Annotated in this window: 18 protein-coding genes and 1 pseudogene; 7 read left to right on the top strand and 12 right to left on the bottom strand. The window is 39.9% G+C overall.

The window, feature by feature from the left end:
- Positions 1–551 precede the first annotated feature (551 nt).
- From QZ359_RS00825 to msr(D), 3 genes are all read left to right on the top strand, one after another.
- A complete protein-coding gene (locus QZ359_RS00825) occupies positions 552–722 on the top strand; it encodes a hypothetical protein (RefSeq protein ID WP_000873143.1) in 171 nt (56 codons plus the stop codon).
- Between the two features lie 385 nt (positions 723–1,107).
- Positions 1,108–2,325, top strand: a complete 1,218-nt coding sequence (mef(A), locus tag QZ359_RS00830; protein ID WP_000417519.1) for a macrolide efflux MFS transporter Mef(A) — start codon at positions 1,108–1,110, stop codon at positions 2,323–2,325.
- 119 nt (positions 2,326–2,444) lie between these two features.
- Positions 2,445–3,908, top strand: coding sequence for an ABC-F type ribosomal protection protein Msr(D) (gene msr(D) / locus QZ359_RS00835; protein ID WP_000420313.1), 1,464 nt, complete (start codon positions 2,445–2,447; stop codon positions 3,906–3,908).
- A gap of 117 nt (positions 3,909–4,025) precedes the next feature.
- Here the strand turns inward: msr(D) and QZ359_RS00840 are convergent, their stop codons facing one another.
- The 7 genes and pseudogenes from QZ359_RS00840 to mutL form a co-directional block, all read right to left on the bottom strand.
- Positions 4,026–4,325, bottom strand: a complete 300-nt coding sequence (locus tag QZ359_RS00840; protein ID WP_001072467.1) for a DUF5960 family protein — start codon at positions 4,323–4,325, stop codon at positions 4,026–4,028.
- The gene (locus QZ359_RS00845) at positions 4,312–4,680 is read right to left on the bottom strand and encodes a hypothetical protein (RefSeq protein WP_000567222.1); all 369 of its coding nucleotides are present in this window, start codon (positions 4,678–4,680) and stop codon (positions 4,312–4,314) included. Before QZ359_RS00845 ends, QZ359_RS00840 begins: the two co-directional genes overlap by 14 nt.
- A 12-nt stretch (positions 4,681–4,692) precedes the next feature.
- Positions 4,693–5,028: a hypothetical protein gene (locus tag QZ359_RS00850; RefSeq protein ID WP_000806926.1), complete on the bottom strand. Its 336-nt coding sequence runs from the start codon at positions 5,026–5,028 to the stop codon at positions 4,693–4,695.
- Positions 5,025–5,270, bottom strand: a complete 246-nt coding sequence (locus tag QZ359_RS00855) for a hypothetical protein (RefSeq protein WP_001813542.1) — start codon at positions 5,268–5,270, stop codon at positions 5,025–5,027. The genes QZ359_RS00850 and QZ359_RS00855 overlap by 4 nt, the downstream gene beginning before the upstream one ends.
- Positions 5,271–5,457: 187 nt before the next feature.
- Positions 5,458–5,643: pseudogene (locus tag QZ359_RS00860) on the bottom strand (DNA-3-methyladenine glycosylase I); the annotation flags it as partial.
- Between the two features lie 9 nt (positions 5,644–5,652).
- Positions 5,653–6,246: a Holliday junction branch migration protein RuvA gene (gene ruvA, locus QZ359_RS00865; RefSeq protein ID WP_293951959.1), complete on the bottom strand. Its 594-nt coding sequence runs from the start codon at positions 6,244–6,246 to the stop codon at positions 5,653–5,655.
- Positions 6,247–6,261: 15 nt separating this feature from the next.
- Positions 6,262–8,211: a DNA mismatch repair endonuclease MutL gene (gene mutL, locus QZ359_RS00870; protein ID WP_261076666.1), complete on the bottom strand. Its 1,950-nt coding sequence runs from the start codon at positions 8,209–8,211 to the stop codon at positions 6,262–6,264.
- A 205-nt stretch (positions 8,212–8,416) separates the two neighbouring features.
- On the opposite strand from mutL, the gene QZ359_RS00875 reads away from it, so the two are divergent.
- The 3 genes from QZ359_RS00875 (at position 8,417) to QZ359_RS00885 (ending at position 10,790) form a co-directional block, all read left to right on the top strand.
- Complete coding sequence (locus tag QZ359_RS00875; protein ID WP_203179893.1) at positions 8,417–8,857, top strand: LytTR family DNA-binding domain-containing protein; 441 nt, start codon at positions 8,417–8,419, stop codon at positions 8,855–8,857.
- The gene (locus QZ359_RS00880; RefSeq protein WP_203179894.1) at positions 8,854–9,312 is read left to right on the top strand and encodes a DUF3021 domain-containing protein; all 459 of its coding nucleotides are present in this window, start codon (positions 8,854–8,856) and stop codon (positions 9,310–9,312) included. Before QZ359_RS00875 ends, QZ359_RS00880 begins: the two co-directional genes overlap by 4 nt.
- A 215-nt stretch (positions 9,313–9,527) precedes the next feature.
- Positions 9,528–10,790: an NRAMP family divalent metal transporter gene (locus tag QZ359_RS00885; protein WP_203179895.1), complete on the top strand. Its 1,263-nt coding sequence runs from the start codon at positions 9,528–9,530 to the stop codon at positions 10,788–10,790.
- Between the two features lie 179 nt (positions 10,791–10,969).
- Here QZ359_RS00885 and nrdI read toward each other — a convergent pair whose 3' ends face one another.
- From nrdI to QZ359_RS00910, 5 genes are all read right to left on the bottom strand, one after another.
- Positions 10,970–11,440, bottom strand: coding sequence for a class Ib ribonucleoside-diphosphate reductase assembly flavoprotein NrdI (gene nrdI, locus QZ359_RS00890; protein WP_101782100.1), 471 nt, complete (start codon positions 11,438–11,440; stop codon positions 10,970–10,972).
- A gap of 77 nt (positions 11,441–11,517) precedes the next feature.
- Complete coding sequence (locus tag QZ359_RS00895; RefSeq protein ID WP_293951979.1) at positions 11,518–12,051, bottom strand: ABC transporter permease; 534 nt, start codon at positions 12,049–12,051, stop codon at positions 11,518–11,520.
- Between the two features lie 60 nt (positions 12,052–12,111).
- Entirely contained in the window at positions 12,112–13,398 is a 1,287-nt protein-coding gene (locus tag QZ359_RS00900; protein ID WP_293951982.1) for a response regulator transcription factor, read from the bottom strand.
- 11 nt (positions 13,399–13,409) lie between these two features.
- Positions 13,410–15,092 (bottom strand): sensor histidine kinase, encoded by a 1,683-nt coding sequence (locus QZ359_RS00905; protein ID WP_293951985.1) that lies wholly within the window; start codon positions 15,090–15,092, stop codon positions 13,410–13,412.
- Entirely contained in the window at positions 15,058–15,672 is a 615-nt protein-coding gene (locus tag QZ359_RS00910; protein WP_293951988.1) for a DUF624 domain-containing protein, read from the bottom strand. Before QZ359_RS00910 ends, QZ359_RS00905 begins: the two co-directional genes overlap by 35 nt.
- Positions 15,673–15,805: 133 nt before the next feature.
- Here QZ359_RS00910 and QZ359_RS00915 point away from each other — a divergent pair, with 133 nt between their 5' ends.
- Positions 15,806–16,375, top strand: a complete 570-nt coding sequence (locus tag QZ359_RS00915; RefSeq protein WP_293951990.1) for an MptD family putative ECF transporter S component — start codon at positions 15,806–15,808, stop codon at positions 16,373–16,375.
- Positions 16,376–16,475: the final 100 nt, after the last annotated feature.

Genomic DNA, 16,475 nt, shown 5'->3' on the forward strand with positions numbered 1-16,475 from the left:
CCATGTTGAGGCGGTAAGTTTGCTAGTCAAGGAGTAAAACGACGAAGATTAGCATTTACTTCCGCCCATGCGATAGCTGTCCGTGATTGACAAGTGCTAGCACGCAGACAGAACGGAGATAGCGAACCGCTGAGTGTGTCGCTCTGCTCGTAAAAGCTTAGAAACCTTTGAACGAAAGGGATAATGAAAGCCTTGATTGCAAGGCTTTTTGCTTTATGGTGGGTAAGTATCAGAGTGAGAAAATTTTTGGAATGAGTAGAAGTGATAGCTAGAAATTATCAGTTTCTATTTCCATTTACCCTGTGGGTACGTGTTTGTTTCCATTGACAAGGAGTTTGTGGGAATAGAAATGTACCCACCTTGTTTGAATCAAGTGAAGTGTAGTTGAAGGAAATCTGTTGAAAGCAATACTTCATTTTACCGAATAAGTAATAATTTAGGCAACTTCAAATCGATTAAAAAAAACTATTTTAAAGGTTAAGAGTAGACAAAAATTGTCCACTCTTTTTTGCAAACTCAATTTATCAATAAATGAAATGAGGGAATGTAAAATGAAATATTTTGAGGTTGAGTTAGAAAATCCTGATGAATTTTTAAAACTACAAACAGAAGATTTTGTGAAAGCTAATCGCTTGCTACTAAGGAAGATAATCCAGAGCGTTACAGTCTATGAAGAAAACTTCGTCATATCCTTTAAATCTGGCATCGAATTGGAAGTATGAGTCTCATTCCATAACTTTTATATTGAACATATCATCTTGTTGTGTTATACTATAAATTGATATAAACAAAGATGTAGGAGGAACCGAAACTATGACAGCCTCAATGCGTTTAAGATAAGCTGGCAATAAAAAAAGCAGAATCTATACCCGATGATAGGCTTTTTTGTTGTGCTTATTTATACGATATTGAGCATTCATTAGTTACGGTGAGGATATTGGTTATTTAACTATACCTTTATTTAACTATGTCTTTAATATGAATGTTTCCAAATTGTATGTATGCAGACCAAAAGCCACATTGTGGGGTTTGGCCTGCATTTTTTATTGCCTAGAATGCTATTCAAAATAGAAATTCAAGCAAAATAATATGCAGGAGATAATATAAATGGAAAAATACAACAATTGGAAACGAAAATTTTATGCAATATGGGCAGGGCAAGCAGTATCATTAATCACTAGTGCCATCCTGCAAATGGCGATTATTTTTTACCTTACAGAAAAAACAGGATCTGCGATGGTCTTGTCTATGGCTTCATTAGTAGGTTTTTTACCCTATGCGATTTTGGGACCTGCCATTGGTGTGCTAGTGGATCGTCATGATAGGAAGAAGATAATGATTGGTGCCGATTTAATTATCGCAGCAGCTGGTGCAGTGCTTGCTATTGTTGCATTCTGTATGGAGCTACCTGTCTGGATGATTATGATAGTATTGTTTATCCGTAGCATTGGAACAGCTTTTCATACCCCAGCACTCAATGCGGTTACACCACTTTTAGTACCAGAAGAACAGCTAACGAAATGCGCAGGCTATAGTCAGTCTTTGCAGTCTATAAGCTATATTGTTAGTCCGGCAGTTGCAGCACTCTTATACTCCGTTTGGGATTTAAATGCTATTATTGCCATCGACGTATTGGGTGCTGTGATTGCATCTATTACGGTAGCAATTGTACGTATACCTAAGCTGGGTAATCAAGTGCAAAGTTTAGAACCAAATTTCATAAGGGAGATGAAAGAAGGAGTTGTGGTTCTGAGACAAAACAAAGGATTGTTTGCCTTATTACTCTTAGGAACACTATATACTTTTGTTTATATGCCAATCAATGCACTATTTCCTTTAATAAGCATGGAACACTTTAATGGAACGCCTGTGCATATTTCTATTACGGAAATTTCCTTTGCATTTGGGATGCTAGCAGGAGGCTTATTATTAGGAAGATTAGGGGGCTTCGAAAAGCATGTATTACTAATAACAAGTTCATTTTTTATAATGGGGACCAGTTTAGCCGTTTCGGGAATACTTCCTCCAAATGGATTTGTAATATTCGTAGTTTGCTGTGCAATAATGGGGCTTTCGGTGCCATTTTATAGCGGTGTGCAAACAGCTCTTTTTCAGGAGAAAATTAAGCCTGAATATTTAGGACGTGTATTTTCTTTGATCGGAAGTATCATGTCACTTGCTATGCCAATTGGGTTAATTCTTTCTGGATTCTTTGCTGATAAAATCGGTGTAAATCATTGGTTTTTACTATCAGGTATTTTAATTATTGGCATTGCTATAGTTTGCCAAATGATAACTGAGGTTAGAAAATTAGATTTAAAATAAACAATATTGGAGGAATATTTATGTATCTTATTTTCATGTAACTCTTCCTGCTAAAATCGCAGGGTTTTCCCTGCATACAAGCAAATGAAAGCATGCGATTATAGACAGGAGGAAATGTTATGGAATTAATATTAAAAGCAAAAGACATTCGTGTGGAATTCAAAGGACGCGATGTTTTAGATATAAATGAATTAGAAGTATATGATTATGACCGTATTGGTTTAGTAGGAGCAAATGGTGCTGGAAAAAGCACTTTACTCAGGGTACTTTTAGGAGAATTAACTCCCCCAGGATGTAAAATGAATCGTCTGGGTGAACTTGCCTATATTCCCCAGTTGGACGAAGTAACTCTGCAGGAGGAAAAAGATTTTGCACTTGTAGGCAAGCTAGGTGTTGAGCAATTAAATATACAGACTATGAGCGGTGGTGAAGAAACAAGGCTTAAAATAGCACAGGCCTTATCGGCACAGGTTCATGGTATTTTAGCGGATGAACCTACGAGCCATTTAGACCGTGAAGGAATTGATTTTCTAATAGGACAGCTAAAATATTTTACAGGTGCACTGTTAGTTATTAGCCATGACCGCTATTTTCTTGATGAAATAGTAGATAAAATATGGGAACTGAAAGATGGCAAAATCACTGAGTATTGGGGAAACTATTCTGATTATCTTCGTCAGAAAGAGGAAGAACGTAAGAGCCAAGCTGCAGAATACGAACAATTTATTGCGGAACGTGCCCGATTGGAAAGGGCTGCGGAGGAAAAGCGAAAACAGGCTCGTAAAATAGAACAGAAGGCAAAAGGTTCTTCAAAGAAAAAAAGTACTGAAGACGGAGGGCGTTTAGCTCATCAAAAATCAATAGGAAGTAAGGAAAAAAAGATGTATAATGCTGCTAAAACCCTAGAGCACAGGATTGCGGCCTTAGGAAAAGTAGAAGCTCCGGAAGGCATTCGCAGAATTCGTTTCAGGCAAAGTAAAGCATTGGAGCTCCATAATCCATACCCTATAGTCGGTGCAGAAATTAATAAAGTATTTGGGGATAAGGCTCTGTTTGAAAATGCATCTTTTCAAATTCCGTTAGGAGCAAAAGTGGCGTTAACTGGTGGTAATGGAATCGGAAAAACAACTTTAATCCAAATGATCTTAAACCATGAAGAAGGAATTTCTATTTCGCCTAAGGCAAAAATAGGTTACTTTGCACAGAATGGTTACAAGTACAACAGTAATCAGAATGTTATGGAGTTTATGCAGAAGGATTGTGACTACAATATATCAGAAATTCGTTCAGTGCTAGCATCTATGGGGTTCAAACAGAACGATATTGGAAAAAGTTTATCTGTTTTAAGCGGTGGAGAAATTATAAAATTGTTGCTTGCTAAAATGCTCATGGGTAGATATAACATCCTAATAATGGATGAACCCAGTAACTTCCTTGACATACCAAGTTTAGAGGCTTTGGAAATACTAATGAAGGAGTACACCGGAACTATCGTGTTTATCACCCACGATAAACGATTACTCGAAAATGTAGCAGATGTAGTTTATGAAATTAGAGATAAGAAAATAAATCTGAAACATTAAATTTAAGGTAGTCGCTGGTCAGTATAGTCTGTTCTGGTTGGCGACTCCATTGTTAAAGAGTATAAAGACTTTAGATTTTATGAATATTAAAAATAGGAACAGTCAATTGAACTGCTCCTATTTTTCTGCTAAATATATTGTAGTTTTCTTATATGTATAATGATAGATTAGCGGATTCTCATCTACGGTACTTACTTCAAATATGAAGAAGTGATCGCGGTTATCTCTGGACTTTTCCTTATTGAGGACAAAGTAATTCTTACGTGAAGTCGCCATTGTTTTTAGGATATCATCAGTTAGGAAGGTCAATGGAATATTCATGTTAGAGTAGCGGTAGAAGTCACGTTCAAAATCTTGGTAGCTCTCGCTATAATAGTCCATTTGTAGGTGATTACGCTGAAACTCAAGCTGATTCATAGAGCACCTCCTCGACAAGTTCAATACTAATAATGTCTTTTAATTTCAAATTGATGTGACCTGTTGTAGTTTTTATCAAAATGAAATCTTTGGTCAGACTTGGTATTGTTCCAGTGTAGGAAACACGCTTGTTTTTTTCAATCACTTGAATGCGTGTGCGTAGCTGCCCGGCGTATACTTGACTGAGGAGTAATAATTTCTTCTCTAGTGATAAGTCAGACATGTACGTTACTTTGTTTGTATCATCAGAGAGTGCTGATGCATGTTCAGATAGGAAAAAGCCCATCCATTTTTGCATCTTTGTATCCTGGTACTCTCTTGCTGATTGAAATGGTAAATATGAACGGTCAATCATATCAAATCCTTTCTATGCAGAGGCAAGGGTATTTTTATCAAATTGAATCGTAAAACCTTGAATTCCCCCACCTGTGTAACATTCTTTAAAGCGATTGATTACCTCAGTATAGATTATCACAGATGAGCTTGTTGGCTTAATGCTAAATGTAAATTCCAATGGTAATCGGTTTTCAGATTTAGCATGTACTAGTCGTATCGATATTTCAGTTGTTTTGAGTTTTCTCTGACGAAGTTTTGAAGTTGCTGTTTCAACGATTCCATGTAAAAATCTTTCAAGCATTTCAATATCATTACATCCTTTGCTACGGATTTCTGAAAATTGTACTGTATTTTTTTCTTGTTTCATTTTAATCCCTCCAATCCACCCGCGGAATGACCACCGATAAGTTTACTGCGTTCAATATTTCTGGAACCTTCAGTTAGGACGGTTCCTTTTTGTATGGCTAAAAAACCAAACTGTTCTCTGACAACATCAATAGCTGTCTGAAGTCTATTATCTTTTTCAATTTGTTCTACATCATCAAAGAGTGATAGTAGAGTATAGCTTTCATCTACGAAGCCACTATAAGATACACCAATTTGTCTCACTGCACCAGAGGTGTATTTTTTCGGAATAATACAAGTACATGACTCACCATTGTTTTGGGGAGATTTGCGGGTTCAATTTTATTCTGAGCATTTATAGATTTTTTCATCTCAGTCCTAGAATAGCCAATATGAATAGAAACGACAGTAGTCAATACTAGGGCTACTGTTCCGTTCCACAGTATCATTTAAAAATCATTTTCACACCCTTTCGTCTATTAGTATAGAAGAAAGCTCTCAGCACAGCCTGATAGGTTTCCATACACAACAACTCAAACAATGCTTGGTCATCATGGAGGGGTTGACCCCACTCCTCATCATGATAGGCAATGTAGAGCGGATTGGTCACCTTGACCCACGAACAACGTTTTGTCATGCTCTGCTCCTATTTGACCAACATTTTAAGGGCCGACTTGATATAGTTCTCAGCTGTATCTGTCGTTCCTTCAAAGAATTTCTTGATTTTCTTGAGCTCGGTTGCCTTGTAGCCCAGTGCCAGCATGGCTTCCATAGCTTCTTCCAATTCTTGGTTTTCAGCGCTTGCTTGCACTGCCACCTTGGCAGGAAGGTCATCTCCTGCAACTACTACCTTGCCTTCCAAGTCCAGCACCATCTGCTGGGCTGTTTTCTTGCCAATTTTAGGGAACTTGGTCAAGTAGGTGATGTTCTTAGTCTCAATCGCTTGAACCAAGCCAGCATTGTCATCGGCAGCGATAATAGCAAGAGCTGATACAGGACCAATCCCAGAGACCGAAATCAGACTGAGAAAGAGCTTTTTCTCGTCTTCTGAGCGAAATCCATAAAGCAGATGAGCGTCCTCACGCACGACTTGATGCGCATAAATTTGAGTTTCTTGGTTGACCTGTCCTGAGTAAGCATAGGGATTAGCCACATGCAGGATATAACCGATACCATTGATTTCAATAACAATGTATTTGGCAGTGATTTTGGTAATGATTCCTTTTAAATATTCGTACATAGTTTTCCTTTTAGTTTAATATTTCCCCAACTCACGGAGACTGGTGTGATTTTCCTGAATGCGTCGGAACATCTTTTCCATATCCGACTTGGTGAAGTGCACCAAAACAGGACGTCCGTGGGGACAGTTGTAGGGATTGTCACATTGAGAGAGCTGATAGAGGAGTTGTCTAGCTGAATGATCATCAATACGATGGTTGGCCTTAATCGACCGCTTGCAGGACATCATAATAGCCAGCTCTGCTCGGTATTTCTTGATAGAAACTTCCTTGGTCAAGAGTAGCATATCACACATCTCATAGATGCCTGATTCAATCTCTTCTTCTGCCATCCAGATAGGATGTTCACGTAGAATAAATTGATTTTCTCCGTACTCTGCTAGAAAGACGCCCACTTCCTCCAAATGTGTCATTCTTTCCTTGAGACGGAGGGCATCATCCGCTGGAAATTCAAAGATATAGGGTACTAGGAGTTGCTGCTGGCTCTGGTCAACATTCCCAATGCTCTCACGATACTCCTCGTACTTGACCCGTTCCTGCGCCGCGTGCTGGTCTATGATATAGAGCCCATCTCTCCCTTGGGCAAAGAGATAGGTTCCATGCATTTGCCCGAAAAATTCCAATTCTGGGAAGCTGGATGATTCTTCTCGCTCCAGCTTGTCATAAACCTTATCAAGACTCGCAAGGTCCAACTCTGGATGGTCTAGCTGGTCGTAGTTAGCAGGTTTTCTCTCTGCAAAATGCAGTTTTGCTGGCTTGGTCAATTGGTCCAAGGTTTCCTTGGCAAACAGGGTTAAGTCCTGCCCTTCATCAGTCAATTCGACCTGATAATCAGCCACCTCAGCTTGACTAGGTCTTGTCGGCTCAGTATTTTCATAGTAGAGTGTATTTTCTTTGAGTGGGAGAATAGTTTGCTCCACCTTCTCACGATTGCGCACAGTCGATTTGGCAAGATTTTCCAAGGCATCTGGAATCAAGGTTTGTTCCTTGAGACTATTTGCAATAGCTTCTGAGACCAGCGTCATCAGTTCTTTTTCCTTAGAAATCCGCACCTCTTGCTTGGTTGGATGAACATTGACATCCGCTAGATAAGGGTCGATATGAATGTGAATGACAGCCAGTGGAAAACGGCCTACCATGAGCTTACTTCCGTAACCATCTAAAATAGCACGATTGAGTAGGAAATTCTTGATATAACGACCATTGATGAAGAGGCTGATATAGTTGCGATTAGCCCGAGTCAACTCAGGCAGGGAAACAAAGCCTGAAATTTCGAAATCAAGATCCGAATTCTCAATTTCAATCATCTTCTTGGCACTGACCAAACCATAAATTCCTGCGATTGCTTGTCGCAGTTGACCAGTCCCAGCTGTCCGCGTCATTTCCTTGCCATCACTAATCAAGCTGAAAGAAATCTCAGGATGGGCCAAGCCCAGACGGTTGACAATATCAATGATATGAGACAACTCCGCTTGCTGGCTCTTCATATACTTGAGGCGGGCAGGCGTGTTGAAAAAAAGGTCCTCCACACAAACCTTGGTTCCCACTGGACTGGTCGCTGGGATGATTTCTTCTACTTCTCCCCCACGCGCGACGAGCTTGGTTCCATGACTTGCACCATCCACCGCCGTCAAAAGGGTCAGAACACTAACAGACGCTATAGAAGGCAGGGCTTCACCACGAAAACCAAGCGTCCGAATCCGAAAGAGATCTGCTTGATTTTTTATCTTACTGGTCGCATGGCGGCGCAGGGCCAATTCCACCTCATCGTGGGCAATTCCATGACCATTATCTGTGATTTGAACCTTCTTGAGACCAGCTTCCTCAATCTCAATGATAATCTGGCTAGAACCCGCGTCAATGGCATTTTCTACCAGCTCCTTAACAACGCTAGCTGGACGCTCAATAACCTCTCCAGCTGCAATCTGGTTTGCCAGCACCTCTGGCAATTCAATAATATGAGACATCTTTCAGCCCCTTTCTGTATCTATTTTCCTAGAAATTGATTAGTGCTATTATACCATATTTCAGAAAGGACAGAAAAGCTCCACCACATAGGAGCCAAATCCCTCCACATAGACAAAGGCCCTTGCCATAGGATATAAAATAGTGTTTAATAAAGGTGTACAAGAAGTGATCACAATTTTGTATGAAAAACAAGGAGAGAAATTTATGAAAGTAGAACTACAGATTAGTGAAACTTACGAAGAGGAAAAGCTGATTGTTCAAGCACCTCAGCCGACAGATAAAGTCCAGAAAGTCATCGAGTTCGCAGAAAATTTGGATCTAACAGAAAAAATCAAAGGGAAAATCGATAATCAGGTCTATCTCGTTGAGATTAGCAAGATTCAACGCTTCTATATCGAGAATCGGAAGGTTCTAGCAGAAACCGCGAGTCAGACCTACAACATTGATTTGCGACTCTATCAGGTCCTTGAAATTCTGCCAACCAATTTTATCCAAATTTCCCAATCAGAAATCATCAATATCGATTCCATCTCTCATCTCAAGCTCACACCCAACGGTCTGGTAGAAATCTTTCTCAAAAACCAAAGCTTCACCTACTCTTCACGCCGTTACCTAAAAACCATCAAGGAGAAATTAGAACTATGAAAAAACAAGTATTTCACGACGCAGCTGCTGGTGTCCTCATCGGCCTCATCCTCTCTATCATCTTTTCACTCATTTATGCACCAAGTACCTACGCCCCGTTAAGTCCCGACTCTCTCATCGGACAAATGATGGCTCAACATCAGGTTCATGGTGCCCTGATCTTGCTCTACTGCACTCTTATCTGGGCAGCCATCGGTATTCTCTTCAACTTTGGCAAGCGATTATTCAGCCGTGACTGGAGCTTGCTCCGTGCAACTCTGACTCATTTCTTCCTCATGCTAGTAGGTTTTATCCCATTAGCAACCCTAGCAGGTTGGTTCCCCTTCCACTGGATTTTCTATCTCCAACTCATTATCGAGTTTGCGATTGTCTACCTCATCATTTGGACTATTTCCTATAAAAGAGCATCAAAAAAAGTAGACCATATCAATCAACTCTTGGAGCATAGAAAATAGGAATCTCATAATAAGCAAATCCGAGAAAGAAACTTCTCGGTTTTTCTTTATCCTTCTGCACCTTACTATCATAGCAGTTATTTTCAGATCTTCTTTATAAATTTTCTGTAATTTTCTATCTTTTTTCAAAATATTCTTGCATTTTCCCAAAGTTTTTTGTAGAATATAGATTACATATTCAGATTATTCTGAAAATTCAAAAAGAGGTATTTATCATGTCGCAAGCTATTTCGTTAAATCAATCAACCTGGACAAGTAAACTAAAAGCAATGGGGCCTGGAATCCTAATGGCTTCTGCCGCTGTTGGCGGTTCTCACATTGTATCTTCCACTCAAGCTGGTGGTTCTTATGGGTGGTCGCTACTCCTCTTGGTCATCTTAGCCAATGTCTTTAAATATCCATTTTTCCGTTTTGGTGCTGAATACACAGCTGATACCGGAAAGACTTTGGTTGAAGGTTATGCCGAAAAAGGAAAACTCTATCTCTGGATTTTCTTTATCCTAAATGTCTTTTCGGCTATGGTCAACACAGCTGGTGTCGCCATTCTGTGCTCAGCTATCATCGCCAGCGCCTTCCCAATGATCGGTCTTAGCATTACTCAGTGGTCTCTCATTCTCGTTGCCATCATTTGGACTATGCTACTCTTTGGAGGCTACAAACTCTTAGACGGCATGGCAAAATGGATCATGTCAGCTTTGACCATTGCAACTGTTCTTGCAGTTATCATCGCGGCGATTAAACATCCAGAATACAGCTCTAATTTTGTCGAGAAAACACCTTGGCAAATGGCAGCTCTTCCCTTCATCGTCTCTCTCCTAGGATGGATGCCTGCTCCTATTGAAATTTCAGCCATCAACTCACTTTGGTCTGCTGAAAAGAAAAAGACCGTCAACTTTAACACCGAGGACGCCCTATTCGACTTTAACGTTGGTTATATTGGAACAGCTATCCTAGCTGTGTTCTTTGTAGCACTGGGAGCACTCATTCAGTATCCTACAGGACAGGCAGTTGAAGCCGCTTCAGCCAAATACATCTCTCAATTCGTGGGCATGTATGCCTCTGTTCTTGGCGAATGGTCCCGTTACTTGATTACCTTTATTGCCTTCCTCTGTATCTTTGGAACAGTTATCACCGTTATCGATGGTTACTCTCGTGTCAATCAGGAATCTCTACGACTGCTAATCCGTCAAAAAGAAGACAATCGTAAATCTTTGAACATCTGGATGACCATCACTGCTATCATCGGTATCATCATTATCAAGTTCTTCGCTGGTCAGGTTTCAACCATGCTCCGCTTTGCTATGATTGGTTCTTTCCTGACAACACCATTCTTCGCTCTTTTGAACTACGCCTTGGTAACGCGTGAAAACAAACATCTTCCTTCTTGGCTCAAACACCTTGCCATTGCAGGATTGATTTTCCTCTTTGGCTTCGCCATCTTCTTTATCTACGCACTCGCAATCGGAAAAGCAGGATAACTAACAAAGCGCGAGATGAAGATAAGGTTTCATTTCAAGAGAAAATTCAGCAAATATTTCTATGATAAAAAGCATAAGAACAAGGTTTTGAAGACCTGAACTTATGCTTTTTTACGTTCTCAAAGACTGTTTATACTCAAAAAGCAGTTGAAAAACGCCAACCGCCTCTTATATTGGCTTTAATTCTCTCTTTCCAACTCATACAAATCTGCGATAATAGCTGCGACACGTTTGATATCTCCCAGCATACCTCGCATTTCAAAGTCAGCCAATACAGGGAAACCAAAGCGTTGACTGTATTGCTTGGCTGTCAGGCAGTATTGGTTATTAAAGTTACGATTTCCTGAACCAACCACACCAAAACACTTACTAGCATTATCACCATAGGCGATAAAATCCCCGACTGGTGTCGTCAAAATCTCGACATCTCCGTTATCCACGCCATTTCCACCTTCTAGGTAGGTCGGCAAAAAAGCAACATAAGGATGGTCCATTTCATAGAAATCGTGACCTTCCTTGACCAAATCCTTAATATGAATCTTTTGAACCTCAATTCCCTCGTACTGGGACAAGAGATAGTCTTTCAAGCGCGTCACAAAACTCTCAGTATTGCCGCTCAGACTAATATAGACTAAAGAAATTGTCTTCATATTTACCTCCATGATTTTATCTATAATCGAAAAATAACTACCAAGATTGTATCTTGATAGTTATTTTTTGTCAATACTTAGGCAAATTCTTCTGTTTCCTCTTCTTCTGCCAAGACTTTCTGTTGACGCCACATCTTATAGAAGACGAGGGCTAGGAAAAGAACATTGATGACGATATAGAAAATACTAACAGCTTGTGAAATAACACTTATCCCTAAACGCATGGTCTCATCGTGAACTAACTGCACAGCGTCTTGTAAAGTCACATAGCTATAAATCGAACCAATAATGGCTAGCAAAACATAGCCGACATAAGTATAGTTTGCATATTGCAAATTCTTACGAACAAGGAAGACAATCGCTACTCCCACTAAAATAGCAGATAGCACAATCAAGGCCATATTAAAAATAGAATGAGTTGATTCTGCTACTCTATAGGTGTAATTAAGCTGGTCTTCTAATTGCTGAGCACTAACCCCTGCAACTTGTTTTTGAGCGGCACGAAGAGCTTCTTTGCTAGGCAAGGGACTCAACATTCCAAATAGAGACGTAGCTGAAATAAGAGCAGACAAGATTAGCAAGACCCATAGATAAATCGGTTTCTTTTTCATGATAGAACCTCCTGATATTATTATTGATATTATAGCACCTTTTGTAAAGGAATACAAATCTTATAGTATAGTTTCTACCTGTTTTCGGTAGGCTTTTGGCGATTTTCCGCACAATTTTCGGAACACTTTATAGAAATATCCAACATTACTGTAACCAACAGCATAGCAAATATCTTCAATACTGTCACTGGTTGAAAGTAAGAGTTGCTGGGCAGCCTTAATGCGTTGTTTATTTAGTAATTCTGCGAAGGTCGAATTGGTTTCTCGCTTAATCAACTGACCTAGATAGACAGGATTGATAAAAAGATCCTTACTGATATCCTTGAGCGAAAGTTCTTTCTGATAATCACACCCAATAACTTCCAGTACACTGACCACATTTTCATTCATGCGATATTGCCCAAAAAAGCGGGTCAGAGTTTCCTTAATATAAGGAACCAATTCATCAAAGGATTGAATAGCATGAATCGTTTTGACAATATCCGTTAAATCATCAGCTTTTAGATGTTCAAACAAGTGAAAAACATCCATGACAAACTGGATAAAAAGCTGTTTGGTAATCGGAACACGAGGTGTATTTTCAAGAACTACCTTCTCCAAGAGGTTCAACTCTTCTACGATTTGGTTGAGATCCCCCTGAATGATAACCCTATAAATCGGTTCGTAATAGGTAAAGAGACTCTCAGACTGTTTTAAATTTACAGAACCGTAAAAGAGAGCTTTCTCAGCATCCAGCTTCCAGCGTTCAAAGTGTTCTTGATAAGGAGCTTCAAAGAGTGTAACGACTAAACCATCTAGGGGTTGATCAGAAATAAAAATCTGCCAATCTTGTCCTAACACATAATATGGAATAGTGAAAGAACCTTGTTTTTCCTTGGATAGACCTATCCACCAGTTCTCCTTACCTCCTAAATAACTAACAAATCCAGCCTCATCTAAATCTTGACTGAGGGTCTGACTTTTCTTTCCTCTCTCGCTGAGCTGACCTGCAATCTTCTCCAGTAGATTACCCAACTCTACCTTATCTACTGGCTTGACCAAATAGTCCACCACACTAAGGTTCATGGCCTTTTTGACATAGTCAAACTCCTGATAACCTGAAAGCAGGATATAGGCTGCATCTGGTAATATCTCCTTCATTTCCTTGATCATCTCAAGCCCTGTCTTATCTGGCATATTGACATCGGAAATGATAACATCGACAGGATTTTCCTGCACATATTCTAGAGCCTCGTCGGCATGACTGGCTGTTGCGACGACCTCCATATCCCACTTATCAAAGGGAATCAAACGCTTCAGACCTTCTGTCACCATGTACTCATCATCTACTAATAATACTCTATACATTTTCTCCCTTTCTACTCATCTTGAATTGTAATACGATACTGAACACCTGCTTGCTCCGCAGACTCTACACTAATGGCATAGCGGTCCCCAAAATAGAGCACAAAACGCTCATGGACATTGACAATCCCGATAGACTGCCTTTGGGCACTATAGCTGGCTTGGTGTTCAAAATGTCTCTGCCTTAGTTTTTCTCGGAGATTTGCCAGCTTTTCAAACGACATACCACGACCATTATCTACCACTAAAATTTCCACAAAACCATCTCGTTTAAGAGCTTTAATGCTAATCACATTATCTGTCCGTCTGTGGTCAACACCATGCGCGAAATAATTTTCTACTAGCGGTTGCAAGGTAAATTTAGGAATCTTCATATTCTCTAATTCTGCGTCTATCTTGAAACCATAGGCAATAGACTTTGGATAGCGAACCATGCAGAGATAGCTGTATTTACGGCAAAATTCTAATTCCTGTTTGAGAAGGGTTTCTCTTTCGTCGGAAATATTGTTACGCAAGAGACTGCTAAACTCATAAATGATATCTGCCAACTCATCTTGACTCTGCATAACTGCATACATACGCAAGAACTCCAGCGTATTATACATAAAATGAGGATTGATTTGAGCCTGTAAGGCTCGCATATTGGCATCTTTTTGACTAAGCTCTAACTGATAAATATCATGGATATTCTTTTCTAATCGATCCAACATATCATTGGTGGTCTCTGCGATTAGGAGCAATTCCTGGTCCTTTTCAAGTGTGTCAATACGAAGACCTTCCTCTCCTTGAGCAATAGCTTGAATGGAATCTACCAAATCCACTACCTGCTTTTGGTAATTAGCAAAAGTCTGCCTCAAAGTCAGATAGAGAATGACAATAAAGAGAAAACTCAAGCCCACAATCAAGGCAGAGCTGGTTACCGTTCCTTGTAAAACAAAGTTTTTGGGAACTGCCACCTGAACCTGATAGCCATGAGAGGTCACACCAACAAACCAGTTCTCATGCTCCCTATTGACCCTCTCACCAATATGAAAAATCTCCGTATCAAAAGGCGATGTCACAGTCACAGCCATCGGGATATGACCTCGGGTATTGTCTACAGCATGATATAAGATTTCTGGGTCCAAGGATATATATATCACTCCTATAGATTGATCCGTTGCTGGATCCAGAACAGGAATTCCAAAACTATTGGCCTCCGGTTTAAAATCTTCCGCAAGTACCGTATGGCCACCTCTCTCATTTCTGCTAGAAACATAAACTTCTTTAAAGTCCTGCAAGACGATTGCAACACCCGTTATATAGTCATTTTGAACATACAGGTCATCAATATTTTCATACAGAGAAATAGAAGTTGACGAAGTCGATTGATGCTCCAACAGCCAATAAAAATACTCAGAAGTTGACAGGCTAAAGTACTTATAAACCCCTTGTATCCTGTCTTGATTGGCTACTAAATCTTGCGCTAGCTGGGCTGACTCGCGATAATAATATTCCACCTCTTCGACTGTTCGAGTGGTTACACGCTGGGCTACTCTTTGAGCTTCCTTTTCCCGTGAATCCCAGTCAGCATAGGAGAGTAAAATTGCAAAACTCGCAATAATAATCATCATAACTGAACTGTAGGTTCTTAGAAGCGTATGTAGCCAAAACTGCTTCATTCTATTTTGTCGCCAATTTTTTATGGATACTTTCATAGACCGGTTCCAACATATCACTGATAAAGAAATGCCACATCCCAATTCCTACAAAGAAAAGCAGGGCAGGCATATAGTAACCAATTGCCACAAGTAGCACTGTCCCAAGGAGAACCTTTACCACAGCTACTAGATTTATAAAGATGCCAATCAAGGATAGTTTGAGACTATTTCGGTAGGACAAGTCAAAATAAACTTGTAGCTTCAAAGACACTGTGTAGGCCAAAAAGAGCAGGAATACTACTAAGAAATTTAAAAAGGTAGCAATCAAATGAACGATGGTCTGATGAGGCAATTGCACCAAGAGATACAGGCCATAGACCAAAACTAGATCCACCCCTAAAAAGCTATAGAAAATCAGGTTGCTTGATACAAAATTTTGCTTATAAAGAGACCAAGCCTCCTTCAAACTGTATTCCCGAAAGCTATAACCATGTTCTGCATATAGACTCATCAAGGTGGCACTAGCCGGCGCTAGACCAAGGATAATCCCTCCTGCCAATGTTAATAGCCAAAAGAAGGCTGTCGCAATCATCCCTAAAAAGAAACGATTAAAGACAAAGTCTAAAAATCTCCCCATGATATCCTCCTAAAAATAACTATGAAACTATTATAGCATATTTCAAGCGTTTTCAAAACATAGACTATCCATTTACAATCCCACCAAACCGTGGTAAAATGGGAATTGTGAGAAAATTATCAGGAGACAATTCATGAAAAGATCTATCTTAACTACACTGCTTTTTGCAGTTCTTTACTTCCTCTGCATGGGAATTGGTGTCCTTTTGGGCAACCTCTTTGACCAAACTGGAAACATGTTTTATGCGCCTGCCTTTACTGCCCTTGTAGGCGGCAGCGTCTATATGATCCTAGTCGCAAAAGTTCCGCGCTTTGGAGCCATTACCACTATCGGCCTTGTCATGGCTCTCTTTTTCTTGGGATCTAAACACGGTGCTGGTGCCTTCCTTCCTGGAATTATCTGTGGCCTCCTAGCAGATGGAATAGCTCATTTAGGAAAATACAAGGATCAAACAAAGAACTTCCTTTCTTTCGTTATTTTCGCCTTTAGCTCAACTGGTCCAATCTTACTTATGTGGATTGCACCCCAAGCCTATATGGCAACCCTTCTAACAAGAGGAAAATCGCAAGAATATATCGACCGTATCATGGTCGCGCCAAATCCTGGAACCATCCTTCTATTTGTTGCAAGTGTAGTCATCGGAGCCCTAGTAGGTGCCTTGATTGGACAAGCCTTGAGTAAAAAATTGGCACAGAAAATCTGATTACTTAAAAAGAGCCGCACGGCTCTTTTTATTTATGACTCAAGACTTAGTCAAGAAATCTCCCAAGAATTGGATTGCAAAGATAATCAAAATGATAATG

This window comes from Streptococcus sp., assembly GCF_019414905.1.
Classification (GTDB): Bacteria; Bacillota; Bacilli; order Lactobacillales; family Streptococcaceae; genus Streptococcus.